General features: G+C 45.6%; 23 protein-coding genes. 4 read left to right on the forward strand and 19 right to left on the reverse strand.

The features are described 5' to 3' along the window. Positions 1 to 108 precede the first annotated feature (108 nt). Positions 109 to 993: a gluconolaconase gene (locus ACMVP2_RS09465; RefSeq protein WP_416867534.1), complete on the forward strand. Its 885-nt coding sequence runs from the start codon at positions 109 to 111 to the stop codon at positions 991 to 993. A gap of 312 nt (positions 994 to 1,305) precedes the next feature. Here ACMVP2_RS09465 and ACMVP2_RS09470 read toward each other — a convergent pair whose 3' ends face one another. The 17 genes from ACMVP2_RS09470 to ACMVP2_RS09550 all read right to left on the reverse strand — a co-directional run bounded on the left by ACMVP2_RS09470 (position 1,306) and on the right by ACMVP2_RS09550 (position 13,201). Further along, a complete protein-coding gene (locus tag ACMVP2_RS09470; RefSeq protein WP_152001684.1) occupies positions 1,306 to 1,932 on the reverse strand; it encodes a hypothetical protein in 627 nt (208 codons plus the stop codon). 9 nt (positions 1,933 to 1,941) lie between these two features. Beyond that, positions 1,942 to 2,481 (reverse strand): hypothetical protein, encoded by a 540-nt coding sequence (locus tag ACMVP2_RS09475; RefSeq protein WP_317488677.1) that lies wholly within the window; start codon positions 2,479 to 2,481, stop codon positions 1,942 to 1,944. 8 nt (positions 2,482 to 2,489) lie between these two features. Beyond that, a complete protein-coding gene (locus tag ACMVP2_RS09480) occupies positions 2,490 to 3,638 on the reverse strand; it encodes a hypothetical protein (protein WP_339789982.1) in 1,149 nt (382 codons plus the stop codon). Then, on the reverse strand, positions 3,607 to 4,158 hold the full coding sequence (locus ACMVP2_RS09485; RefSeq protein WP_152001681.1) for a hypothetical protein: 552 nt from the start codon (positions 4,156 to 4,158) through the stop codon (positions 3,607 to 3,609). Before ACMVP2_RS09485 ends, ACMVP2_RS09480 begins: the two co-directional genes overlap by 32 nt. After that, positions 4,155 to 4,718 carry an RNA polymerase sigma factor gene (locus tag ACMVP2_RS09490; protein ID WP_152001680.1) on the reverse strand — a complete coding sequence of 188 codons (564 nt, stop codon included), beginning with the start codon at positions 4,716 to 4,718 and terminating at the stop codon, positions 4,155 to 4,157. The genes ACMVP2_RS09485 and ACMVP2_RS09490 overlap by 4 nt, the downstream gene beginning before the upstream one ends. Positions 4,719 to 4,795: 77 nt before the next feature. Continuing rightward, positions 4,796 to 5,416 carry a class I SAM-dependent methyltransferase gene (locus tag ACMVP2_RS09495; RefSeq protein ID WP_416867535.1) on the reverse strand — a complete coding sequence of 207 codons (621 nt, stop codon included), beginning with the start codon at positions 5,414 to 5,416 and terminating at the stop codon, positions 4,796 to 4,798. A 1-nt stretch (position 5,417) separates the two neighbouring features. Continuing rightward, positions 5,418 to 6,239: a hypothetical protein gene (locus ACMVP2_RS09500; protein WP_416867536.1), complete on the reverse strand. Its 822-nt coding sequence runs from the start codon at positions 6,237 to 6,239 to the stop codon at positions 5,418 to 5,420. 54 nt (positions 6,240 to 6,293) lie between these two features. Then, a complete protein-coding gene (gene atpG / locus ACMVP2_RS09505; protein WP_339789973.1) occupies positions 6,294 to 7,187 on the reverse strand; it encodes an ATP synthase F1 subunit gamma in 894 nt (297 codons plus the stop codon). Positions 7,188 to 7,235: 48 nt separating this feature from the next. Then, positions 7,236 to 8,816 carry a F0F1 ATP synthase subunit alpha gene (atpA, locus tag ACMVP2_RS09510; protein WP_339789970.1) on the reverse strand — a complete coding sequence of 527 codons (1,581 nt, stop codon included), beginning with the start codon at positions 8,814 to 8,816 and terminating at the stop codon, positions 7,236 to 7,238. A gap of 21 nt (positions 8,817 to 8,837) precedes the next feature. Continuing rightward, on the reverse strand, positions 8,838 to 9,395 hold the full coding sequence (gene atpH / locus ACMVP2_RS09515) for an ATP synthase F1 subunit delta (protein ID WP_339789967.1): 558 nt from the start codon (positions 9,393 to 9,395) through the stop codon (positions 8,838 to 8,840). 1 nt (position 9,396) lies between these two features. After that, complete coding sequence (gene atpF, locus ACMVP2_RS09520) at positions 9,397 to 9,891, reverse strand: F0F1 ATP synthase subunit B (protein WP_152001672.1); 495 nt, start codon at positions 9,889 to 9,891, stop codon at positions 9,397 to 9,399. 66 nt (positions 9,892 to 9,957) lie between these two features. Continuing rightward, entirely contained in the window at positions 9,958 to 10,203 is a 246-nt protein-coding gene (atpE, locus tag ACMVP2_RS09525) for an ATP synthase F0 subunit C (protein ID WP_152001671.1), read from the reverse strand. Positions 10,204 to 10,238: 35 nt separating this feature from the next. Next, a complete protein-coding gene (gene atpB / locus ACMVP2_RS09530) occupies positions 10,239 to 11,276 on the reverse strand; it encodes a F0F1 ATP synthase subunit A (protein ID WP_339789963.1) in 1,038 nt (345 codons plus the stop codon). Then, positions 11,269 to 11,661 (reverse strand): hypothetical protein, encoded by a 393-nt coding sequence (locus ACMVP2_RS09535; RefSeq protein ID WP_416867537.1) that lies wholly within the window; start codon positions 11,659 to 11,661, stop codon positions 11,269 to 11,271. Before ACMVP2_RS09535 ends, atpB begins: the two co-directional genes overlap by 8 nt. Then, complete coding sequence (locus ACMVP2_RS09540) at positions 11,661 to 11,936, reverse strand: AtpZ/AtpI family protein (RefSeq protein WP_416867538.1); 276 nt, start codon at positions 11,934 to 11,936, stop codon at positions 11,661 to 11,663. The genes ACMVP2_RS09535 and ACMVP2_RS09540 overlap by 1 nt, the downstream gene beginning before the upstream one ends. Continuing rightward, complete coding sequence (locus tag ACMVP2_RS09545; RefSeq protein WP_317488688.1) at positions 11,887 to 12,315, reverse strand: polymer-forming cytoskeletal protein; 429 nt, start codon at positions 12,313 to 12,315, stop codon at positions 11,887 to 11,889. Before ACMVP2_RS09545 ends, ACMVP2_RS09540 begins: the two co-directional genes overlap by 50 nt. 10 nt (positions 12,316 to 12,325) lie before the next feature. Continuing rightward, positions 12,326 to 13,201, reverse strand: coding sequence for a M23 family metallopeptidase (locus ACMVP2_RS09550; RefSeq protein ID WP_317488689.1), 876 nt, complete (start codon positions 13,199 to 13,201; stop codon positions 12,326 to 12,328). Between the two features lie 107 nt (positions 13,202 to 13,308). Between ACMVP2_RS09550 and ACMVP2_RS09555 the strand changes: the two genes are divergently transcribed. From ACMVP2_RS09555 to uvrC, 3 genes are read left to right on the forward strand one after another with little or no spacing between them, the layout of a single operon-like run. Next, entirely contained in the window at positions 13,309 to 15,879 is a 2,571-nt protein-coding gene (locus ACMVP2_RS09555; RefSeq protein ID WP_416867539.1) for a tetratricopeptide repeat protein, read from the forward strand. Continuing rightward, positions 15,879 to 18,155: a transglycosylase domain-containing protein gene (locus ACMVP2_RS09560; RefSeq protein ID WP_339789948.1), complete on the forward strand. Its 2,277-nt coding sequence runs from the start codon at positions 15,879 to 15,881 to the stop codon at positions 18,153 to 18,155. The genes ACMVP2_RS09555 and ACMVP2_RS09560 overlap by 1 nt, the downstream gene beginning before the upstream one ends. Before the next feature lie 3 nt (positions 18,156 to 18,158). Then, positions 18,159 to 19,988 (forward strand): excinuclease ABC subunit UvrC, encoded by a 1,830-nt coding sequence (uvrC, locus tag ACMVP2_RS09565; RefSeq protein WP_416867540.1) that lies wholly within the window; start codon positions 18,159 to 18,161, stop codon positions 19,986 to 19,988. Positions 19,989 to 20,068: 80 nt separating this feature from the next. Here uvrC and ACMVP2_RS09570 read toward each other — a convergent pair whose 3' ends face one another. Together ACMVP2_RS09570 and gldN are read right to left on the reverse strand one after the other, a co-directional pair. Continuing rightward, positions 20,069 to 21,691: an IS1634 family transposase gene (locus ACMVP2_RS09570; RefSeq protein ID WP_416866955.1), complete on the reverse strand. Its 1,623-nt coding sequence runs from the start codon at positions 21,689 to 21,691 to the stop codon at positions 20,069 to 20,071. 318 nt (positions 21,692 to 22,009) lie between these two features. Next, a complete protein-coding gene (gene gldN, locus ACMVP2_RS09575) occupies positions 22,010 to 22,897 on the reverse strand; it encodes a gliding motility protein GldN (RefSeq protein ID WP_416867541.1) in 888 nt (295 codons plus the stop codon). Positions 22,898 to 22,907: the final 10 nt, after the last annotated feature.

Raw genomic sequence — 22,907 nt, forward strand, 5'->3', positions numbered from 1 at the left:
GTTTACTCAAATCACTTTTCTGGCAATTAATTACCTTTTGGTAATCCTGCCAATTTTACAATAATCATATATGCTGTTAACTTTGAAAACAATAAACCTAGATCAACAATGAAAAAACTTAGCTATTTATTGGCCGCTGCCGTTTTGGTGGCCTGCCAAAGTGGAAAGAAGACAGAGGAAGCTGTGGTGGAGGAAACACCAGCAACCACCGTTTCACTCGTGAAAAAATGGGAGACTGATACAACGCTGACGACGCCTGAGTCTGTTTACTACGATGTAACCAATGGCGTGCTGTACGTTGCCTGCATCGGAGCGGTGCCACCGGATGCGAAAGATGGAGACGGATTTATAGCCAAAGTAGGGCTTGATGGAGCCATCATCGATACCCAATGGGTCGTAGGGTTGGACGGCCCTAAAGGCATGGGCATGGTAGGCAACCTGCTTTACGTAAGCAATATCGACGAAGTGGTGGAGATAGATGTCAACACCGGTGAGATCACCAATAGGTTTCCGGTAGACGGGGCCTCATTCCTCAACGATATTACCGTTGACGCTTCAGGAACCGTTTATATCAGCGATTCGGGCATGAGCAAAATCTTTACGCTGTCCAATGGGGCTGTAGCACTGTGGACAGAAGGCGAGGTCCTTGGCGGCCCCAATGGCCTTTTGGCTGAAGACGGCAGGCTAATGGTGGCTTCTTTCGGCGCAGGCAAATTCAGCACTATCAGCATCGCCGATAAGGACGTGAAAATGGTGGTGGATTCTATCCCCGGTGGTGATGGCGTGGTGGCGCTGGATGGCGACTACTTCGTGTCTAACTGGAACGGTGAGGTGTACTACGTGACCGAAGACTGGAAGAAAACTAAACTGCTTGACACCAAAGCAGCCGGTGCCAATGCGGCGGATATTGAAATTGCGGCGGATCAAAGCTTACTGTTTGTTCCTACGTTTTTCGGCAACACAGTGGTCGCTTATGACATCGTGAAAGAGTAGTCTTCCGTTCTAGAAAATCCGTGGCCACTCGAAAAGACAGAATTTTATAGTTCTCCGTCGTTTCAATAATTTACTTTATTGGCGGAGTGGTGGCCATCGGATGGAATAGAGAATACCTGGTGCCCAAAGATTGGTGGTTTTTAGCGGCAGTTGCCGTATTGGTCGGTGCAGGCTCGGCTTATTTTGGCCCTAGGGCTGTTGACGTCGTTAAAACCATAAGGTCTAACAAAAATACCTGACTCAAAAAAAACAGGCTGGTATCTCCAGTCTGTTTTTTTAGTATAAACCATTCATAAACCTCAGGCTATTGGCTTAAAACCTGCCTAGCCTGATCGAAAACGTTCCTCCCCAGCTGGTCAAATCATCATCCGAAATGTTTCTCAGATCCGACCCCTTTATGAGGCGATAGGTAGCGCCCACTCCCACCCGCAAAAATTGCGTGATATTGACTTCAAGCTGCGCACTGGGCTTCACAACAAAAAACGCCGTTGACTCAAGTACATACTCCTTATCGAAGGAAGTGGGGAAATACTGCTTGTCGACTATATGGAAAGCACCGGCGCCAAATAGTACCGGGATCGTTAAGTGCACCACTTCGTTGGGGAACAGAATGCCCCCAAGGTACAGCCCACCATAACCACCTTCGATATTGAACATAGTGCCGGCCTCGCCCCTGAATTGGTTCTCAGTAGAGATGCCATAACCTGCCAGACCGAACATCACATGCTTGTTGATGATTGCACCCCCGTATGCCCCCAGCAGAAGGCTTCTTTCCTGATACACGTCTGTAATATTGATGTCCACACCACCGAAGCCCTTGATCTCATTTTCTTTGCTAAAAAGAGACTTGATTTCCTCGGGATTCTCAATACCCTGTGCAGCGCTACTGAGCCACCCGCATGTGATAGAAAGTATAAAAACAATTTTGACAGCTTTCATCGATCTTTTTTAAAAAATGTACTTAAATGAAATGGCTGAGTCCCAGAACCTCGAATCCGTTTTTCGGAAACCGATGTAGTCGAAATAGGGCTTTACATCAAAAGAAACGGTTATTGGAGCCGCCAGCCACCGGTATTCCACACCAATAAGAAAGTCAGCCCCCATGGTGAAAAAGGTCGCCCCATTTTCATAGGTGAACGCACTCCCGTCTGTCCCTACCAATATCTTGGTCAGGTTGTTTCGCTCCTCAAATCCGAAATGGCCACCAGCGCCGTAGTAGGCATAGAAGTTTGGAGAAAAAGCCAAATCCATCGGCACATGGAACACATACATAGTAGTGAGCTGCAGCCCTTCGTGCCTTCCACTTACCATGATTTCCAGTGCCTCTTCGGTTACCAGAAACTTCTTGTAAGTCAGCGCTGACGTGGCACCAAATCGTACGCCGGCTGACTGCGAGTATTCCTGCGTCGTTTGCGCATTGGCCAATTGACATGTAGCAAGACTAAGGGCAGCTATCAACAGCTGCGCACCAAAAAATAATCTCTTCATTGTTAGTATTAGTTCTTCGTAAACGGCAGAGCCTCCATATAGCGAAGGGTTACCGAGGCACCTTGCAGATCCAGTTGCATGATGCCTTGTTTGTCATTTGTTCTACCCACCTGGCCACTCAACTGGATGTAACCTTCCTTTCCAGCTACCGGGCTATTGGTCAGCATGGGAATCCAGTTGCCAGGGATATAAATCTTATCCTGCTCAGCCTTGATATCAAGATTTACCCAACTGGCAGGATCCATGGTCACATCCAGGTCAGTGTACTTACTTGCCAGCCTCACCTTTGCAAAGTCTTTATTAAGGTTATGAAGTATTACCTGCCCGTAGTTCACCTCCAAATCAAGGTTCTCCTGTATTTCACCCAACGTCCAGTCTGTAAACATTCCTTTGCCACTGATCCACCCAACTTTCTGAAAATTGAGTTTATCGTTTCTGGAATCTACTCTCGCTGAAAGTGCACTTTCTACCCTCAGTTCGGAAGTCATCGATTGTAGAATGATACCCTTTGCCTGCTGAATGTCAACCTGGGCAGCTTTAAGCGTCAGCTCCACATCATGCACCCGTCTTATATTCGCCTTACCAAAACTTAAATCAACGATCGACTTACCCTTCAACTCATTGGCCTTCAAATCACCATGCGCAAGGGTAAGCTTGATGGGGCCCCCGTGATCGGCAATAAAAACATTCCCAAAGCGGTTGTCCAAAAATAGGCTCGCCCCCTCTGGCAAGGTTATCTCGTAATCTATGGTCAGCTTGTTGCTGCTCAAAACCGTCTTCGACACATCGCCAACCGAGTTCAGCAATTCCTTAAAGGTTCCGCTGCCCCTGTCCAGCACAGTTTCAACAGTTAAAAAAGACCCAAGATTGCTAAAGTCAATTTCAACCCTCTCCATCAGCTTTTGAGTGGATCTGGAATCCTTGGCATACGCTGTAATCTCCACCGAGATAAGCACAGAATCTTTTGCCCACGACTTTACCGCTACCCGTCCATATTTATTGCTCACGTCAACAGTAATGTCCTTCGGAACCTTGTACGCTTTGTTGATGCTCTTCGTCAGTCTCGTATCGCTCTGCGCTTGTGCTTGGCTTCCAGCCAACACAAGCAACAGCATGATCAACCACTTAAAGAGACGATTCTTTCCTACCTGCTCCATTTTTTGCCTCCTTTATTTGCGCCAGTATCCTGTCGAGGATGTCCAGCTTAATTTTATAATTCACGATCATTGCATGAATGACCTCTTCATTGTCTACGTTGTCTGCCAGGTCAGTCTGGAGCTCATTATAGGCTTGATCGAGGGCCAGCATGTCCTCCACCACTTCCTTGTCTACCCACTGCCCATTGGCTTCTATTTCATTCATTTTTTCAGAAATCATCATGGCATAATACTGCTCAGTCTCTGCCATCTCCGGCGACACCATAGAAAGGGTCGGTTGCGACTTTGATGATCCCGCACTGTTCCACATGAAAGCGATGGATGCCACCAACAATAATGTAACAGCAGCAGCCACCCGGACTACTTTACCGCTCCAGCCCCACATGGGCAGTACCTTTCCCGATTTCTTACCGCCATGGAGTCGCTTGTCAATGTTTTCCCAGGCCAAATCAAGGTCTGTATCGAAAACATCGAAGCTGTCCCGGCGCTCGTCAATGTTCTTTTTTAGAAAATCTGTCATTGGTTGGCTACTTTCAATTTTTCCATTCCTAACAAGTCTCTCACTTTTGCTTTGCCCTTACAGTACTGGGCCTTCGAAGCCGACTCCGTTATACCCAATATTTGCCCAATCTCTCCATGGTCATACCCTTCAAAGAGGTATAGGTTCATCACTGTTTTGCAACCCACCGAAATCTGATCCATCGCCTGCAGTATTTTACCAGCCTCCATTCGGGCGTAGTAGTTATCGTCGTCGTCCTCATAGGCCAGGTCAAACTTTTCTTCTATGCTGATGGTGAAAAGTCGCTTCTTTCTAAGCGTATTGATGCAATGATTCACCACCACCCGCTTGATCCACGCAGGGAAAGTCTTGGGCTGCTGGAGCTTCTTCAGGCTGGCAAAGGCATCGACAAAGGCATCCTGAAGCACATCTCTGGCTTCTTCCTCGTCGCCTATCATCCGGCGGCAGATATTGTACATCGCCTTTGAGTACAGCTTGTACAACTCGTTGATCGCCCGACGATCGCCCTCCTGGCTCCTCACCACAAGGTATTCCTGTAAACTCGCACTTTCTGAATCCAATTTCTAATTAGGTTGCAGGGTAAAAGACATCCAAAAAATGAATAGGTTTCGATTGAATCGGTTGGAGCAAAAAATATTTAGCTTCTCGCTAAAAGGTGAGTACCTATCATTCCTCTACAATACGTGGCACTCTGCTTAATGTTCCATCCAGCTCGGGCAAATGCCTCCTGCCAATTGGGAAGCCTATGTGCCTCAATATCACAAGTTAAGCGAAAAAATAAGTACATACCCCTTATGAGAAGTGATTTCCACCCTCGCTTTTCCTGTTCCACAAAATCAGTCACGATCAACAGTGTGTTCGGTTTACTCACCCGCGATACCGACTTCACAATACGTTCCACCGACTCGTGGGTGAAAATGTCGAGAAAAAAAGGAAGCAACACGAGATCATAAGAATCGGCTTCGCTGTGGGTCAAGAAGTCCGCCCGCACAAAACGAGTATTCATGAGCGGCGTCGTTCTCGACTGTGCCTTTGCAATCATGCCCGGCGACTTCTCAATAAAAACCAGTTGGCTATCCGGATGCTGCCTGAAGTATTCTTCAAAAAACCGGCCCGTGCCGCCGCCTGCTACCAGCGTAAACTTAACATTTTGTGCCCTTCCAAAGAAGTGGCATTGGCTCCTGTCAATGCACTTTCCGAAGACAAGCCGGGCCAGCGGGTCGTACACAGGGGCCAAAAGGTTAAATCCATTGGCCATCTTAAATCAGAAGAACTATCGGCATCAGAAAAATGCCATCGCCAATGAGCCGATAGGTGAGAGAGGTTTCAAAATCAGCCATTCGCTGATAAAGTATCCAAAGAACACCAAGCATCAGCATCAGCAAACCTTGCAGAGCAAGGAGGCTGCCACTGAACCAGGAAATACCAGCTATCCCAATGATGGCTACAGTAAAAGTAGCCCGCAGCAGCAAACGTATTTTTTCGGGTTTCCACCGGGTTATGAATGATTCCTGACTATCGGCCATGTCGTACTGCCGCTCTTGGCGGGAGAATAAAATCAGGTTGATAAAAGCAATGAGGAATATCACCATGAAAATCAGCAGATCTACAGGCCGCACACTGCTGTTCGCCAAGGCCCTGGGTGCCAGCGAAATTCCGGCAGTATAAAGCGCCGCCACAACCACTTCTTTAGGCAGGTTCCGGGTCGACAAAAATACCCACAGCAAATACAGCAAGCAGCTTCCCATCACCAACACACCATAAAGCAACACAGGCGCCGGCAAATAGATCAGCGAACCGAGGCCGGCGCAACCCACCATCACAAGGACTGTAAGCAACTGTGAGAAGTGCTCCTGGTAGAAATGATGCCGGGGATTGCTGGCAGATGTGGGTATTTTTCTGGCGTCAAAAAGCCGGTCGAGAATATAGATAAACCAAACAGCCAAAAACAGGGAGACATAAACAGAGGCCGGTACATGGGCACCGCAGGTGGAGGCAACAACCATTGACATGACGACAGCACCCAGAGCTACCTCCAGGCTGCCATGTTTAAGCAGTCCTATTATGAAAGACCTGCCCATCAACAAAAAAGCCCATGAATATTCATGGGCTCAATTTATCGTCAAATATTGATTTTAGCTACTCTTAAGTGCTTCTGCACCGCCAACGATTTCCAGAATCTCCTTGGTGATTGCCGCCTGACGGGTTCTGTTATACATGAGCTTCAACTCTTTCAAAAGCTCCCCGGCGTTATCTGTCGCCTTGTCCATGGCCGTCATCCTCGCACCCTGCTCGGAAGCATTGGATTCCAAAGTAGCCTTGTACACCTGGATCTTCAGCGACTTGGGGATTAGCTCCTTTACGATGAACTCCTTTGATGGCTCATAAATGTAGTCGATGGCATTCGAGTTGGAGGTGCCCTCTTCTTCCACCTCAGACGGCTCAATAGGAAGGAACTTTTCTACCCTCAACACCTGAGTAGCCACGTTTTTGAACTCGTTGTATACAAGCTCTACGGCATCAAAATCTCCTGCCTTATAGGCTTCCATCAGGTACTCGGCTACCGGGCGAACCTCATCAAACGAAAGGTTAGAGAAAATGTCCCAGTATTTCGTGTCCACTTTGTAGTTTCTCTTTTTGAAAAACTCCATGGCCTTCTTCCCCAGAGGAATGATGGTAACTCCACCGAACTCATTCTGCTCCTTGTACTTTGTCTTCAGAAGGTTGACAGCTGCTTTAAAAACGGAGCTATTAAAAGCACCGCACAAGCCTTTGTCGGAAGAAACAACAACCAAAGCGACCCTGTTCACCTCCCTTACAACGGCATATTCATTCTCTAAATCGTCGCTAACAGATGAGGTAACATTTCTAAGTATACCTGTCAGCTTCTCAGAGTAGGGGCGCATTTGGGTAATACGGTCTTGTGCTCTCCTCAACTTTGCCGCCGCCACCATTTTCATGGCCTTGGTGATCTGCTGAGTAGAAGTAACCGACTGAATTCTGCCCTTAACCTCTTTTAGGTTCGCCATATACTTTCTATTTGAAAAGTCCGCCAGTGGGCGGACTCACCATTCTATTTAGGATACGTAACTTTTTTGAAGACTCTTAGCCGTCTCGGCCAGGGTGTTTATCACGCTGTCTTCCAGCTTACCTGCACGAAGCAAATCCAGGGCATCCTGATGCTGCGCCGATAATAGTGTCAAAAACTCTTTCTCAAAGGCTTTCACCTTGTCCAAAGGCACCTTATCAAGGAAGCCTTTTGTTGACACGTAAATGATAGCAATCTGATGCTCAACCGACATAGGGCTGAACTGAGGCTGCTTCAAAATTTCCTGGTTTCTTCTACCCCTGTCAATTGTCAGCTTGGTAGACGCATCGAGGTCAGAGCCGAACTTGGCAAAAGCCTCAAGTTCACGGAACTGGGCCTGATCCAGTTTCAGCGTACCTGCCACTTTCTTCATCGACTTGATCTGGGCATTACCACCCACCCTTGATACAGAAATACCAACGTTGATCGCAGGACGCACACCTGAGTTAAACAGGTTAGTTTCAAGGAAAATCTGCCCGTCGGTAATTGAGATTACGTTAGTCGGGATGTAAGCAGAAACGTCACCGGCCTGCGTCTCAATAATCGGAAGGGCTGTCAATGACCCACCTCCTTTTACTTTGCCTTTCAATGACTCCGGAAGGTCATTCATTTGGCTGGCAATCTCATCGTTGTCGTTGATTTTGGCAGCACGCTCCAGCAAACGAGAGTGAAGATAGAATACGTCACCCGGGTAGGCCTCACGTCCTGGCGGGCGACGAAGAAGAAGTGACACCTCACGGTAAGAAACCGCCTGCTTGGAAAGGTCATCATAGATAACCAAAGCAGGGCGTCCGGTATCACGGAAGTACTCCCCGATAGATGCACCTGTAAACGGTGAGAAGAACTGCATTGGCGCAGGGTCAGATGCAGCAGCCGACACGATAACGGTATAAGGCATAGCTCCCGCTTTTTCAAGAGAAGCAACAATACCTGCTACGGTAGAGGCCTTTTGGCCTACCGCCACATATATACAGTAAACAGGTTCGCCCTTTTCGTAAAACTCTTTCTGGTTGATGATGGTATCGATGGCCACAGCGGTCTTACCCGTCTGACGGTCACCAATGATCAACTCCCTTTGACCACGTCCAATCGGAATCATGGCATCAATAGCCTTTACACCAGTTTGCAGCGGTTCGTTTACCGGCTGACGATAGATAACACCAGGCGCTTTTCTTTCAAGCGGCATTTCGTACAAGTCGCCACTCAAAGGACCTTTACCGTCGATAGGATTACCAAGTGTATCTACTACCCTGCCGCACATGCTATCGCCTACTTTAATGGAGGCAATTGTCTTTGTGCGCTTTACAGTAGCACCCTCTTTAATTCCTTTTGGGTCCCCCAGCAATACCGCACCTACGTTGTCTTCTTCCAGGTTAAGTACCAATGCCTTCAAGCCGTTTTCGAACTCTAAAAGTTCACCAGCTTGTGCCTGAGTAAGTCCGTAAATACGGGCCACCCCATCACCTACCTGAAGAACTGTTCCTACTTCTTCGAGCTCAGCTTCAGTTCTGAAGTTTGAGAGCTGCTCTCTCAAAATCGCTGATACCTCGTCAGGTCTTACGTCTGCCATTAGTGTATTATTATGGTGTTTTTAAAACTTCTTAATGTATGAACTTGAAATCAATTTCGTCTTCAAATCTTTGAGACGAGAATCGACGCTGTCGTCTAATTGAAGGTCGCCCACTTTAATAATGTAGCCTCCCAACATCTCCTTGTCTACCTTTTCCGTCAACTCGATTTCCTTCTTGGTAATCTCTTTCAACAGTCTCATGAATTCCTTACGAAGATCAGGCGTCAAGGCAAAATTGGTAGTAACTGTTGCCTCGGAAATTCCCTTTCTCACATTATACTGATGGGTAAATTCACTTGCGAGCATCGGCAAAATGAATTCCCTGTTCTTTCTTGTGATAATATCGAAAATGGACAGGGTCAGGTCATGCACCTTGCCAGCGAATATCTTTTTAAGAATGGCCAGCTTGCGGTGGTGCTGAATAATTGGGTTTTTAAGCATCAAAGCAAAATCCCTGTTAGCCTTGCACAAGTGATCAAATGTGATCATGTCTTCGTTGACCTTATCAAGCACTCCCTTTTCCTCTGCCAACTCCAGCAAAGACTTGGCGTATCTTGTGGCTATCCTGAATTCTGACATCTTAGTTGACTTTTAGGTCTTTGATGTATTCGTCTACCAGCGCCTTTTGTGCTTTGTCGCCACTTAGGTTCTTTCTCAAAACCTTCTCAGCAATGTCTAAAGAAATTTCAGCCACGAGGTTTTGTACCTCAGCCAGAGCAGCCTTCTTCTCATTTTCGATAGAAGACTTGGCATCGGCTATCATTTTTTCGGCAATTTTTGAAGTGTCGGCTTTTGCTTCTTCCTTGATTCTATTGGCGGCAGCAAGAGCCTCTTTCAATATGTGGTCTCTTTCTTTTCTGGCATCCTCCAAAAGAAGCTCATTGTCTTCTTTCAATTGTGCCATTTCCTCTTTGGCCAGCTCAGCTGATTTCAGGGCATCGTTGATGAAGCCTTCTCTCGCTTTAAGAGCGTCAGCAATCGGCCTCCAGGCAAATGTAAGCAGAACAATAAAAACGATTATGAAAATAACCGTTTGCCAAAATATAAGGCCTATCCCGGGTGTTAAGAGTTCCATTATTTTATCACGTTTACAGTCAAAAACAAACGGAGGCTACTAAGTGCAGCCTCCGTGAAGCCATTTTTAGGCTTTGAATGAGATAAGCAAACATACTACCACACCAAAGAGGGCAATTACCTCAATAAGTGCAGCAATAATAAGCATACCGGTTTGGATTCTGCCGGCAGCTTCTGGCTGACGAGCCATTGCTTCCATTGCAGAGCCACCGATGCGACCGATACCAATACCTGCGCCTATCGCAACAAGTCCGGCACCGATACCAGCGCCCATAATTGCCAAACTCATGTCAAGCAAAATAGATAACCACATAGTTTTATTATTTAATAGTGAAAATGGTTTCGTAATTAATGATGCTCTTCGTGATGCTCCTCAATGGCAAGGCCAATATAGAGCGACGAGAACATTGTAAAAACATAAGCCTGGATCGTGGCAACGAGCAACTCGATAAAGGTAATGAAAACCACTATCAATGTTGACGCAAAGCCCACCATATAGCTCTCGAATATGAATATCAAACTAATCAAGCTCAGAATTACAATGTGGCCTGCGGTGATCGCCACAAACAAACGTATCATGAGAGAAATAGGCTTAGTGAAAACGCCAATGATCTCAACAGGAACAATGATGAACTTCAATGCAAACGGAACTCCGGGGGTATTAAAAACGTGTCCCCAATAAGTCTTGTTTCCGCTAAAATTTGTGAAAAGGAAAGTGATAATGGCCATTACGCCAGTCACAGCGATATTTCCAGTGAGGTTGGCAGCACCCGGCATCAAACCAAGCAGGTTACCAAACCAGATAAAGAAGAATAAAGTCAACAAATACGGCAGATACCTTTCGTACTTGGGGCCAATATTAGGCTTAACTATATCGTCTCTCACAAAAACGATGATTGGCTCGAACAAAGACTGAATGCCTTTTGGCGCTTCTTTCGGCCGCTTTTTGTATCCTCTTGCCACCGCAAGAAAGATTACTATCATCAAAGTGGCATTCAGGAAAAGAAAGGCCACATTTTTCGTGATCGAGAAGTCGATAATAGTACGGCCTTCTGCTACAGGCAGAATATGCCCGTGCTCATACTTATAGCCGTTGTATTCAACGATGTTGTGATGTTCATCATAGAAATTACTGCTGGAAAATACTTCCAGCCCATTGTCTGACGAATACAAAATAACTGGCAGGAAAAGCGTGCCATAGTGGCCGTCGAAAAAATGCCACTCATGTGCATCCAAAATGTGATGATTGATCAATTCTGAAGGATTAAAGGTTCCCCCTGTTTCCTCTGCAGCTACCGCCAACGGGCTATTAAATAAAATAATCACCAGTGATAACACGGTGATTTTTAATAGGTTGGCCCTCTTATGATTTACACCTTCATCCATCAATTTGAACGCTTTTCGAATTTGAGCGCAAGTTAGTCATAAGCGTAAATAATTCAAACCCAAGAAATAATAAATACAGGGCAAAGAAAGTCATGATGAAACTGGTGTTTTCTTCGCCAATTGCCACAAGGTAGGTGATTGCGACCAATAAACTTGTCAGAAGACGAAAGGAAATACTGCCAATGACAAAAAGGACGAAATTTTGACCATCGTTGTTTACAAAAATACTCTCGGCCCAAAGTAGCAGCAGGGACTGGAGCGAGTAGAAAATAATAGTCGCTATCGCCGTGGAATGGATGTATTGACCGAAGCCGGAGGCCAACAGTCCGAAATATGCTCCAACGACAACTGCTGAAAAAATAAACAGCTTGAGATAGTTATTCATTATTCTTTAGGAAGGCGCTTGTAAAGCAAATAAAGAGAGCCAAAAAGTGAAATGAACGAAAGAGACAACAAAAACACCGGGAACTGAAGATGAAAGTACTTGTCGGCATAGTATCCGGCGGTTACTCCCACGCCTATAGTGGCCAACATTTCAAAACCGACACCGGTAAACCTCAGAAAAGTTGAACCGGTGCCAGCGTCTTTTAGCTTTCCTGCCTCAGATTGGTCAGGACTGGGCTTTGAGTAGCGGTCTTTCTTCCGAATTTTTTTCTCCAATTTTTATTTCCTTAACAGTTACACCCATCTGGCATTTTCCATTGAAGGAAGCACCCGACTCAATAACCAGTTTATTGGTGATAATGTCTCCATTGATAACTGCTGAGGGCTTTAACACAAGCATTTCTGTTACTTCCACTTTGCCGTCCACCGTGCCGGCGATTTCAGCATTTTGCGCCAATACATTTCCCTCAATGTAAGAGGAATGACCAAATGCCGCCTTTGACTTAGTGATAATATCACCAATAACTTTCCCTTCTACCCTGATGTTGCCGAAGGTTTCGATACCTCCTCGAAGGATAGTTCCCTTTCCAATAATGTTGCTGGAGTTGCTGAGCTCTTCGGCTTCCTTAATTTCCTTGTTATTAAACATGGTCATGATAAATAAATTAAAAAGCTACGAATTCTTCAGGATCCACCGGCATTCCATTGTGCCAAAGCTCAAAATGCAAGTGAGGCCCGGTTGTCAATTCGCCTGTGTTGCCTATAATAGATATAATCTCGCCGGCGCTGACAAAGCTACCAACGTTTTTCAATAATTCCGAATTGTGCTTGTATACTGAAATCAAATTACTTCTGTGCTGAATACCAATCACATAGCCGTCATTTTGTGTCCAGTCGGCAAGTATAACAGTGCCGTCGGCCACACACTTGACCGGCTCATCCTTTTTTGCCACCACATCAGTCCCATAGTGGTTGTTCTTAGGGTTGAATTTGTCAGAAATAATACCTGAAATGGGCTGAAAAAGGTAGATGTCCTGAAGGTCAGAGCCAATAGATGAGCTTACAGGCAATATCTCAGAGTCAGCACTTTCGAACCTTTGTCTGAAAATTGAGTCGATAGGTGCCAATCTTTCGCTGTTGATCTCAGAAGCCGACAATACTCTTTCCTGTTGCTCAGACGCCCTCAGGGCCGATTCGGTTTCCAACATGCTTGTATCCCCCGAAAGCACCAGTTTCAGGTTATCGATGTACAAGTCTTTGTTATCCATCTCAACAAGCATAGAATCCACTTTGAGTGAAAGACTCACTAATTTCCGATTGGTTTCCATTTGCTGATGGCGTGGGTCGTACCATTTAGCTAAAATGGTGGTAGCCAGATAAAAGCAAATCGCAAAAAAAACTGATACTACAACAAAGGCTAAAAGCAGGAGCCTTGCGTAGTTGAACCTGATGGTGCTTTTTTCCGCAAAATTCTCCTCACTCCGTATGATTAGCAGATAGCCGGTGGTAAGCCAGCTGGATAATGTTTTCTTATTTTTCAAATCCTTTTAGGTTCTGGGAGCCACAAAATTATAGAATAAAATAAGACCTTCTTATTTTTATGTATTATTGAGACATTTTTGAGCGTTAGCAATTCAAATCAATTCAGTTGACCCAACGTATTTCACCATACCATTTCCTCAGTTTTCTTCTTTTCTCCTATCTCCTTATTGGTTGCAAAGGAAGCAAAATAACTCCGGTGGGCGACGTGTATCACAATACGACTGCTCACTACAATGCCTATTTCTACGCCAGAGAACGAATCCTCGAAGTTGAACAAAATTTGCTCAATTATGGCGAAAGAAATTACAACAGGATTTTACCCATTTATCCTCCAATGGATTCGTCTTTTTCCAAGGCTAACGAGGAGCTGATAGAGGATGTTGTTAAAAAGGCTTCCATCGCTATTCAAAGACATGAAAACAGTAAGTGGGTTGATGACAGCTACATCACCGTAGGCAAAGCACGGCTTTTCAGTCTCGATTTTCCGAATGCTGTAGAAACGTTCAAATATGTGAATGTGAAGAGCAAAGACAAGGACACACGCCACCTGTCGCTGGTTTGGCTTTTTCGCACATTTGTTGATGCCGGGGAATACAACAATGCCACAGCTGTGATCGACTACCTGCAAAGAGAAAAGCTCAGCAAGGATAACAAAAGACTATTCGCTCTTTTTAAGGCCCGTTATTATCAGTTGACCGACGACCTCGACAACATGGTGAAAAACCTGGTTGAGGCGGTTCCTCTTGAAACTAATCACGACGAGAGGGCAAAAATCTATTTCATTATTGGTCAGGTGTATCAGCAATTGACATTTGATGCGCTGGCCTATGAAAACTATCAGTCCTGCCTGCAGAACAACCCTCCCTATGAGCTGTCGTTTTATGCCAAGCTCAACATGGCATCGGTTACCCAGCTCACCAATTCGGATGACCTCAAAACTGTGAGAAGGTATTTTCGGAAGCTCTTGAAGGACGAGAAAAATATTGACTTCAAAGACAAGATTTACTACGAGCTGGCCAACTTTGAGCTGAAGCAGGGAAATTATGATGAGGCCATTGAAAACTACAACAACTCTATTCAATCCAGCACGTCAAACCCCAGGCAGAAGGGTTATTCATACCTTCAGCTTGCCGAGGTGTACTACCGCCATTTCAAAAAATATAAGACTGCTCAAAGCTACTACGACAGCACCCTGAGTGTGCTTCCAAAAGATGAACCCAACTACGAAGCGCTGAGTCAGCGGCTCGAAATACTTACCGCTTTTGTGGAACAGGTGACGATCATTGAAACCCAGGACAGCCTGCTAGCGCTTGCAAAAATGCCTGAAGATGAGCTGGACAAATACCTCGATGATTACATCGCTGCCAAGGCCAAGGAAGCAGAAGACAAAGAGAAAGCCATTGCTGAGAGCAAAAAGGGCCGACGTGGAAACCAGGCCGTGAACTTCCAGACCCAGGGCAGGGAAATTAATGTGCAACAGCAGGGCACCTGGTATTTTTACAGCGCTTCGGCCGTCAGCCAGGGCAGGCAGGAGTTCGCCAGGGTTTGGGGCAATAGGCCCCTGGCCGACAACTGGAGGCGATCAGTAAAGCAGGGAGAGATTGCAGCGACGGTAAGGGATGCCGAGGCACCGAAACAAACAGCACAGGCTAATCCTGACGAAGCGATTGCGTCCATTTCCAAGGAAGATTTGATAAAAACGCTTCCCTTAACTGAAGAGGCACAAAATGAAGCACTTGCGAAAGTGGAGGAAGCCCATTTCCAGCTCGGCAACATCTACAACTTCCAGTTATTAGAAAAGGATAATGCCGGCATCACGTTCAACACCCTCATTGTAAGGTTTCCTGATTCCGAGCATGCCCCTGAGGCTTTGTATGAGTTATATCTCATTTACAAAGAGTTGGACAGTGCTATTTACGCTGATTATGAACGACAGTTAATCACCCGCTTTCCAGAATCCATTTTTGCCAAACTCATTGTGAACCCAAGGTACCGGGAAGAAAGCTCCGCAGCATCGGCCAAGCTCCAGAAAATGTACGCTGAGGCGTATGGCTATTACCAGCGGGGAGAATACAAAAAAGCAAGGGAAATCACTTCTGAGGGGCTTTTGGCTTACGACGACAACGATTTTACTGACAATATGAAGCTGCTGGACGTTATGCTGATTGCAAAGCTGGACGACGTGTACAGGTACCAGTTTGAGCTGAACAACTTCATTACCACCTACTCCGAGAGTGAGCTAATTCCTTATGCGAAAACACTCGTGAAGGCATACGATGATTTCCAGCTAAACCTTGTCAATAGCGCAAAGGCAAAATTCAAACAAGAGTTCGATCAACTCCATTTCTTCGTAATTATTTATCCGCCTGACGGCAAACTGCCCGATGAACTTCCGGGGAAAGTCGACACTTATATTAAAACCAACCTTCAAATTCAGGGGCTTACACTCGGCAATTTGATTCTTGACGCAAGAAGATCGATGATTTTAGTTAACTCGTTTCCTGGCAAAAAAGAGGCGGCTGAGTTTTATCAAAATTTCAATAACAACAATACCCTGTTTAAGGAATATGGCACCATAAAATTTTATAATTTCGTAATCACAAGAGAAAACTTCAACGTTTTCTATCAAACAAAAGACCTGGAAGCTTACTTAACCTTCTTTAACAATAATTATTAATGAAGAGCAATAAAATCAAATGGCTATTGATCACCCTTTGGGTGGTTTTCATTTGCACGATGGTTGGTGTTCCTGTGTTCTTTAACATGATCGGAAACAATTCCTTTGGTCTTTTTGGCGAACTCCCCGGCCTTGAAAGCCTTGAAAACCCGGAAGAAGAAACTGCCTCACAGTTATTTTCAGCTGACAACGTGCTGCTGGGCAAATACTTTAGAGAAAACAGAACGCCGGTAACCTACGATGAGCTTTCCAGAGAGCTCACAGAAACGCTTCTTGTCACCGAAGATCTCAGGTTTAGTGAGCACTCCGGTATCGACTTGCGGGCACTGGTAAGAGCGGTCGTCGGAAAACTCACCTTCAGCTTTGCCGGCGGGGGCAGCACCATAACGATGCAGCTAGCCGAGAACCTCTATAAAACTGAGCAAGAGAACAAAGGGAAATTGCATAGTGTGCCTGGCCTTGGGCAAATCATCACCAAGTTCAAAGAATGGATCATTGCAGTGCAGTTGGAGAAAAACTACACCAAAGAAGAGATCCTGGCGATGTACCTCAACACCGTTCCGTTTGGCAGCAACGCCTTCGGAATCAAAGCGGCAGCCAAAACCTTTTTCAACAAAGAACCGAAACAAATTACCTACCACGAAGCGGCCCTCCTTGTTGGCCTGGTAAATGCGCCAACCAGGTACAGCCCTATTCTCAATCCTGAAACCTCCATGCGCAAAAGGAATGAAGTACTATACAACCTTCGCAAATACAATCGAATAGATCAGATAGCCTACGATTCTCTCAGAGCCAAAGATTTTGATTTGCAGTACAAGGTTGATGGACACAACGAAGGCCTCGCTACCTATTTCAGAACAGTCATAAGAAACTTCCTGATGGACTGGACCACGCAGCACGGCTACGACCTTTTCGAGGATGGTCTCAAGATTTACACAACTATTGACAGCCGCATGCAGGCATATGCCGAGGAGTCGATGAGAGAGCATATGGATACCCTCCAGTCGGTATTTATAAAACACCTCGAAGGAAGAAGCCCCTGGATCAATGAGGATGGTACCGAAATGGAAAACTTCATTGAAACTACCATGCAGAGAACCAGCTACTACAAAAGCCTGGTAAAAGAATATGGTAAGGGCGCTGACTCAGTCGATATATTACTCAACCTGAAAAGGCCGATGAAAGTATTTAGCTGGGACGGCGAAATTGACACACTTATGTCAGCCTATGACTCGCTGAAGTACTATAAGCACTTCCTTCAGGCTGGTTTCATGGCAATGGATCCGCATTCCGGCCACATAAAAGCCTGGGTCGGGGGAATAGATCACAAATACTTTCAGTTTGACCACGTGATGCAGGGAAAACGCCAGCCTGGTTCTACCATCAAGCCCTTCGTTTATTCAGCTGTAATAGATAATGGATATTCCCCTTGCTATGAAGTTGCTGATGCCCCCATCACCTTTTCGTTCCCGGGTCAGGATCCTCCCACCTGGACACCCAGCAACGCCGTAGGAAACCCTACCGGAAATATGATGACCATCAGAAGTGCGCTGGCACAAAGCGTCAATACCATTACCGCCTATTGGATGAAAAAACTTGGCCCACAAACAGTCGTCGACTACGCACACCGCATCGGTATTCAAAGCGACTTAGCAGCCGTTCCCGCACTTTGTTTGGGAGCGGGAGGCGAAGTTTCAGTTTATGAAATGGTCGGAGCTTACTCCACTTTCGTGAACCAGGGCGTATGGACAGAGCCGATCTTTATTACCCGCATTGAAGATGAAAACGGCAGAGTGCTACAGGACTTTGTTCCGCAAACCAGGGAAGCTCTGAGTGAGGAAACTGCCTACACTATGCTCTACATGTTGAGAGGAGCCACCGAAGAACCTCATGGAAGCGGTGGCGGCCTTTCTAGAGAAATAAAAGCTGACAACCAGGTGGGTGCAAAAACAGGTACAACGCAAAACGCCTCCGATGGCTGGTTCATGGGAGTGACCAAGGATTTGGTGGCCGGTGGCTGGGTTGGTGGAGACGACAGAAGTATTCACTTTCGCAACTGGGCCATGGGTCAAGGGGCCAGAACAGCCATGCCTATTTGGAATAAATTCATGCTAAAAGTGTACGCCGACCCCGACCTTGGCATTGAAAAGGGACCTTTTCCCAAACCTGTCAATGGTCTCTCAGTTGAACTCGACTGTTCGAAGCATGATCGCACGCAAGGCATCGATTCTCTTGGAGTTGATATTGAAAAAGTATCAGAAGACGACATCTTTTAAGGCATGTCATCAAGTGAAATTTCGCTGACCTCTTACAAGACGGAAGATGTCCTCTTGCTTCCACATGATCCCGGTGTCTACAGGTTCAAAAATAAACACGGTAAGCTCATTTATGTAGGAAAAGCAAAAGACCTAAAAAAACGGGTAGCTAGCTATTTCAACCGGTCCAATCAGCTTAGTCGGAAAACCATCAAGATGGTCAGTGAGGTTGCCGAAATAGAATTCACTATCGTCAACTCTGAGTTCGATGCGCTACTTCTCGAAAACAACCTGATTAAGGAAAATCAGCCGAAGTACAATATCCTGCTCAAGGACGACAAAACATTCCCCTACATTGTCATCCTGAAAGAACAGTTTCCGAGAATTATTTCCACCAGAAAGGTCGATCGTACGAAAGGTGAATATTTCGGCCCTTACACCAGCGTGAAGGCCATGAAGAATGTACTTCAGCTCCTTCGTCAGCTCTACAAGATAAGAACATGCAATTTCGACCTCTCTCCTCAAAACATAAGAAAAAAGAAATTCAAGGTCTGCCTTGAATTCCATTTAGGGAACTGCCTGGGACCCTGCGAGGGGCTACAGGATCACAATGACTACCTGGAAGAAATCAATCAATCAAAAGAGGCCCTGAAAGGCAATCTATCGGTTGTAAGAAACTACTTCAAAGAGAGAATGCAAACCGCTGCCGAGCAGCTGGCGTTTGAAGAAGCGCAAAAGTTTAAGAACAAGCTAGACCTGCTCGAAAAGTTCCAGTCAAAGTCATTGATTGTCAGCAACAAGATTACCAATACTGATGTATTTACGCTGGTGTCAGATGAGTCCTCAGCGTTTGTCAACTATATGAGGGTGGACGGTGGCATTATCAATATTTCCGATACGCTGGAGATAAAAAGAAAACTTGACGAAACCGATGAGGAAATACTACAGTTGCTAATGGTAAGCCTGCGAAGCAAATATGAGAGCAGCAACAAAGAAATCCTTACCAACAAACAGGTCAGCCTTTACGACGAAACACTGAGCATCACGCAACCGGCAATAGGTGACAAAAAGAAACTAGTTGACCTTTCAGTTAAAAATGCCCTCTTCTTCAAAAAGGAACGTTTCAACCAAAAGCTCCAAAGTCAAACCAAGGAAAACCGGGTTCTCCTTCAAATGAAGGAGGATTTAAAGCTGACGCAAACACCTATGAGGATAGAGTGTTTCGACAACTCCAATATTCAGGGCACACACCCTGTTGCGTCAATGGTCTGCTTTATCAATGGGAAAGCTGCCAAAAAAGAGTACCGTCATTTCAACATTAAAACCGTGGTAGGTCCCGACGACTTTGGCTCCATGCGTGAAATTGTCTACCGAAGGTACAAACGGGTTGTTGACGAAGGTCTTCCTCTCGCCAACCTGATCATCATCGACGGTGGCAAAGGACAACTAAGTGCGGCGGTCAGCTCACTGAAAGAGCTGGGTATTTATGGAAAAGTCCCAATTATAGGCATAGCCAAAAAACTGGAAGAGCTCTATTACCCGGAAGACTCGATTCCGATCCACCTGGCAAAAAAGTCAGAGTCCCTCAAAATCATCCAGCAACTACGTGATGAGGCCCATAGGTTTGCCATCACGTTCCACAGAGCCAAGAGATCCAAAACTCAAACCAAATCTGCTCTTGATGACATTGATGGTATCGGGGAAAAGACAAGAAGTCTCCTGTTGAGTGAGCTGAAATCTGTTGAAAAAATTAAGCGGGCTTCTATTACTGAACTTTCGAACCTGATAGGTCAAAAAAAGGCATTGCTCGTTAAGGATCACTTTACGGCATCAGACACAAAAAAAGGGGCTTAACGCCCCCTGAGTTTGACACGATTTTGAGTTAAGTATCTGATATATAAGTAATTAAAAAATTGCTTTCGATATACAAGATTTTATAAGTATTTGATTATCTGATCCTTATGAAAAAGGTCTGGGAGGTTCTTTTCAGCCACTGCTTGTAGTAATTGCTGTGAGATTTCAGAGGTCTTGGAGCGCAGGTAGAAGTATTGATCGGCTTGTTTGACAAGGCTGACTTGCATTTTGGACAAGTGGGTTCGGATGGTTTGCTCTGTAAGTGGGGTGCCTTGTTTGGTTAGCCGAAGTTGTAAATGGTTTAGCATGCTATAGGCGATATAGCACAGACAAATGTGACCCTGGATACGCTTATTGGTCCAGTGGAACATCGGGCGGGTTTCCAGATAGCCTTTGAAGGTACGGAAGCTATGCTCTATCTGGTATAGATGGTGGTAGTGATCCAGCACCTGTTCATGGGAGAGTCCTTTGGCGTGGTAGGCGATGGCAAGGAAGCCGTCATACTTTTCGCTTCGTTTGATTTTTTCAGTATCAACCACATACTTTTCCCCTTCGGTATTTTTGAGGTAGTAGTGATGGGCCTTCTTTTTGAGTTGCGTTGGGTTTTTGAGCAACAATTCAGCCTTACGAAGCTTTTCTTCTCTTTCTTGTCGATCTTTTTCAGCTCGCTTTTCGCTGTAGGTAGCTATGATCTTTCGCTCATTGTATTCCAGGACAGTGTAGCGCACTTTGATCGGCTCACGCTCCGAACCTACTGAAGAACTCATCCATTGATGGTGATAGTTATCCAGATCGATCAACCGGGCCTGGATGGGTTTGGGGAGTACCTTGAGCCGCTCTCCCATGATGAACTCATAGCCTTTGTCAACAGTGACTTGCAGGTTGTCAGTATTGAGCATGCCTCGGTCGGCGACCAAGACGATGTTTTCGATCTGGTATTCTTTCTTGAGGCTTTCCACCATTTCTGTGTAGGTGTATCCTTCCCACAGGTCTCCGCTATAGAGTTTGTAACCGATGGGTTGCTTGTATCTGTCAATGAGCATGGCAAAAACCACTTGTGTGCTTCCTATTTTGCCATCTTTGCTAAAGCCTTTCTGACGCAATGCTCCTTCCTGTTCTATTTCTGATTCAAAATAGAAGGTGGTCACGTCATAGAACACCACATCTAATTTCTGGTTGAACAGGTCTCTACCAGTTTGGAAAATGGTTTGCTGGATCAGTTGGCTATGGTCAGCCAGGTAGTCCAGACTCCTGTAGAGGTGTTGCAAGGACACCTGAGCCAGCCCCAGGTATTCTTCCTGGTGGAAAAAGCTACCCCGCTTGCTACAAGGATCATTGAGGCGCTCAATGAGCAGTAGTAAAACCACTTCAGTAAGAGAGAAGGTCAGCTTTTTCTTTTTGGTGATCCGCTGAAATATGCGATCAAGGCCGTAATAGTGGAGTATTTTACGGTAAACCAACAGAAAGCCGTAGTTATATCTACCTTCTTCGCTGACCTGCTCACCGAGTAAATCCTTCAGATTTCCACCACCTAATTCATAGAGCCGCTGGCCCATTCGTTTCAGAGACTCGGGCGAAAAACTGTCTACCCGCCCCAGGCTGTAAAGCGTTTTGGTGCGTGGCTTGCCATCCTGGTCACGATAAGACTCAACGATGCGGATATAATCACCTGATGGCTTCTTGTCGATAATGATACTAGGCACTCAAAATCTGTTTGAGGCAAATCAAGCCACTATCTGAAAGAAAATCAAGCGAGTTTTCGATATACAAATTTCTGAAAAGTAGTCTAAAAAGTGCCCATACACAGCGCAATGGCACTTTTTCAATTTCAGCGTGTCAAACTCAGGAAGAAGTCTCCTGTTGAGTGAGCTGAAATCTGTTGAAAAAATTAAGCGGGCTTCTATTACTGAACTTTCGAACCTGATAGGTCAAAAAAAGGCATTGCTCGTTAAGGATCACTTTACGGCATCAGACACAAAAAAAGGGGCTTAACGCCCCTTTTTGTATAAAACTGAAAGTAATTAATACTCCCACAATTCATTTTCGAAATCTACCAGCTCATACTCCAGTCTCTGAGAAGCAAGTACTCCTTCTTTCTGCGACTTTGAATACACATCGATAATCCTCTGATCCTGAGGGTTAGAATATTTAACCAGCGTGGCACTAAAGAGTCTCAGCAAAAACGCATCCGACATCTTTCTATGCTCTGCCATGTTCTGAGCGTTGTACCAGACAGCTTCGTCAGGCATAGTTGCAAACAGCTCCACTATATCCTTGTATCTAAATGAAGCGATTGGCTTCTCATACAAAGCAGGGTTCTTGTCAGCAGGCAAAAACATACTTATCGACTGAATATCGTGATACATTCTTGAACGATTCCTGTCAAAGTACCAATCCTCACGTAATTCAAAAATTGAGAAATCACGTGGACTGAATTCCAATGCAGCAGGAGCCGCAGCAGCAGCGCCACCACCAGCAGGCGCCGCACCACCCCCACCCCAGTCACTGGCACCCCAGTCACTAGCACCGGAATCGGCACCGAAACCCATCGCCTTCTCCTCTTCAGTCAACCCACCGCCCTCTTCAGGCATCTTTAGGTTTTCCAAAAACATTTCCTTACCCATTCTATTTGTAAGGGAGTCATTCATATACGGAAACAGCAACCCCGCTTTTACGGCCTTTATCAAAAGAGTCGGCAGTTCGCCATTGATAGCGTAGAAAGGTTGGTTTTGTTTTTCACGCAAATCCATTCTCCACCACAACTCTTTCTTGAACATGATCTGAGATTCATGTACCGGAAATTCCGAGTTTGGGTTATACCCCGGCTTTGCCTCCTGCGCCTGCAATTCTCCCATAGAGAGGACTGCGATAAACAGAGCAAAACCAATTACATAAACAAACTTTTTCATACCTGTATAA

The sequence above is a fragment of the Imperialibacter sp. genome, from assembly GCF_048007035.1.
Classification (GTDB): domain Bacteria; phylum Bacteroidota; class Bacteroidia; order Cytophagales; family Cyclobacteriaceae; genus Imperialibacter.

Bases quoted from the DNA above. Each gene is read 5' to 3' on its own strand.
- ACMVP2_RS09465 (WP_416867534.1), top strand. From the start codon at position 109: ATGAAAAAACTTAGCTATTTATTGGCCGCTGCCGTTTTGGTGGCCTGC.
- ACMVP2_RS09470 (WP_152001684.1), bottom strand. From the start codon at position 1,932: ATGAAAGCTGTCAAAATTGTTTTTATACTTTCTATCACATGCGGGTGG.
- ACMVP2_RS09475 (WP_317488677.1), bottom strand. From the start codon at position 2,481: ATGAAGAGATTATTTTTTGGTGCGCAGCTGTTGATAGCTGCCCTTAGT.
- ACMVP2_RS09480 (WP_339789982.1), bottom strand. From the start codon at position 3,638: ATGGAGCAGGTAGGAAAGAATCGTCTCTTTAAGTGGTTGATCATGCTG.
- ACMVP2_RS09485 (WP_152001681.1), bottom strand. From the start codon at position 4,158: ATGACAGATTTTCTAAAAAAGAACATTGACGAGCGCCGGGACAGCTTC.
- ACMVP2_RS09495 (WP_416867535.1), bottom strand. From the start codon at position 5,416: ATGGCCAATGGATTTAACCTTTTGGCCCCTGTGTACGACCCGCTGGCC.
- ACMVP2_RS09500 (WP_416867536.1), bottom strand. From the start codon at position 6,239: ATGGGCAGGTCTTTCATAATAGGACTGCTTAAACATGGCAGCCTGGAG.
- atpG (WP_339789973.1), bottom strand. From the start codon at position 7,187: ATGGCGAACCTAAAAGAGGTTAAGGGCAGAATTCAGTCGGTTACTTCT.
- atpA (WP_339789970.1), bottom strand. From the start codon at position 8,816: ATGGCAGACGTAAGACCTGACGAGGTATCAGCGATTTTGAGAGAGCAG.
- atpH (WP_339789967.1), bottom strand. From the start codon at position 9,395: ATGTCAGAATTCAGGATAGCCACAAGATACGCCAAGTCTTTGCTGGAG.
- atpF (WP_152001672.1), bottom strand. From the start codon at position 9,891: ATGGAACTCTTAACACCCGGGATAGGCCTTATATTTTGGCAAACGGTT.
- atpE (WP_152001671.1), bottom strand. From the start codon at position 10,203: ATGTGGTTATCTATTTTGCTTGACATGAGTTTGGCAATTATGGGCGCT.
- atpB (WP_339789963.1), bottom strand. From the start codon at position 11,276: ATGGATGAAGGTGTAAATCATAAGAGGGCCAACCTATTAAAAATCACC.
- ACMVP2_RS09535 (WP_416867537.1), bottom strand. From the start codon at position 11,661: ATGAATAACTATCTCAAGCTGTTTATTTTTTCAGCAGTTGTCGTTGGA.
- ACMVP2_RS09545 (WP_317488688.1), bottom strand. From the start codon at position 12,315: ATGACCATGTTTAATAACAAGGAAATTAAGGAAGCCGAAGAGCTCAGC.
- ACMVP2_RS09560 (WP_339789948.1), top strand. From the start codon at position 15,879: ATGAAGAGCAATAAAATCAAATGGCTATTGATCACCCTTTGGGTGGTT.
- uvrC (WP_416867540.1), top strand. From the start codon at position 18,159: ATGTCATCAAGTGAAATTTCGCTGACCTCTTACAAGACGGAAGATGTC.
- gldN (WP_416867541.1), bottom strand. From the start codon at position 22,897: ATGAAAAAGTTTGTTTATGTAATTGGTTTTGCTCTGTTTATCGCAGTC.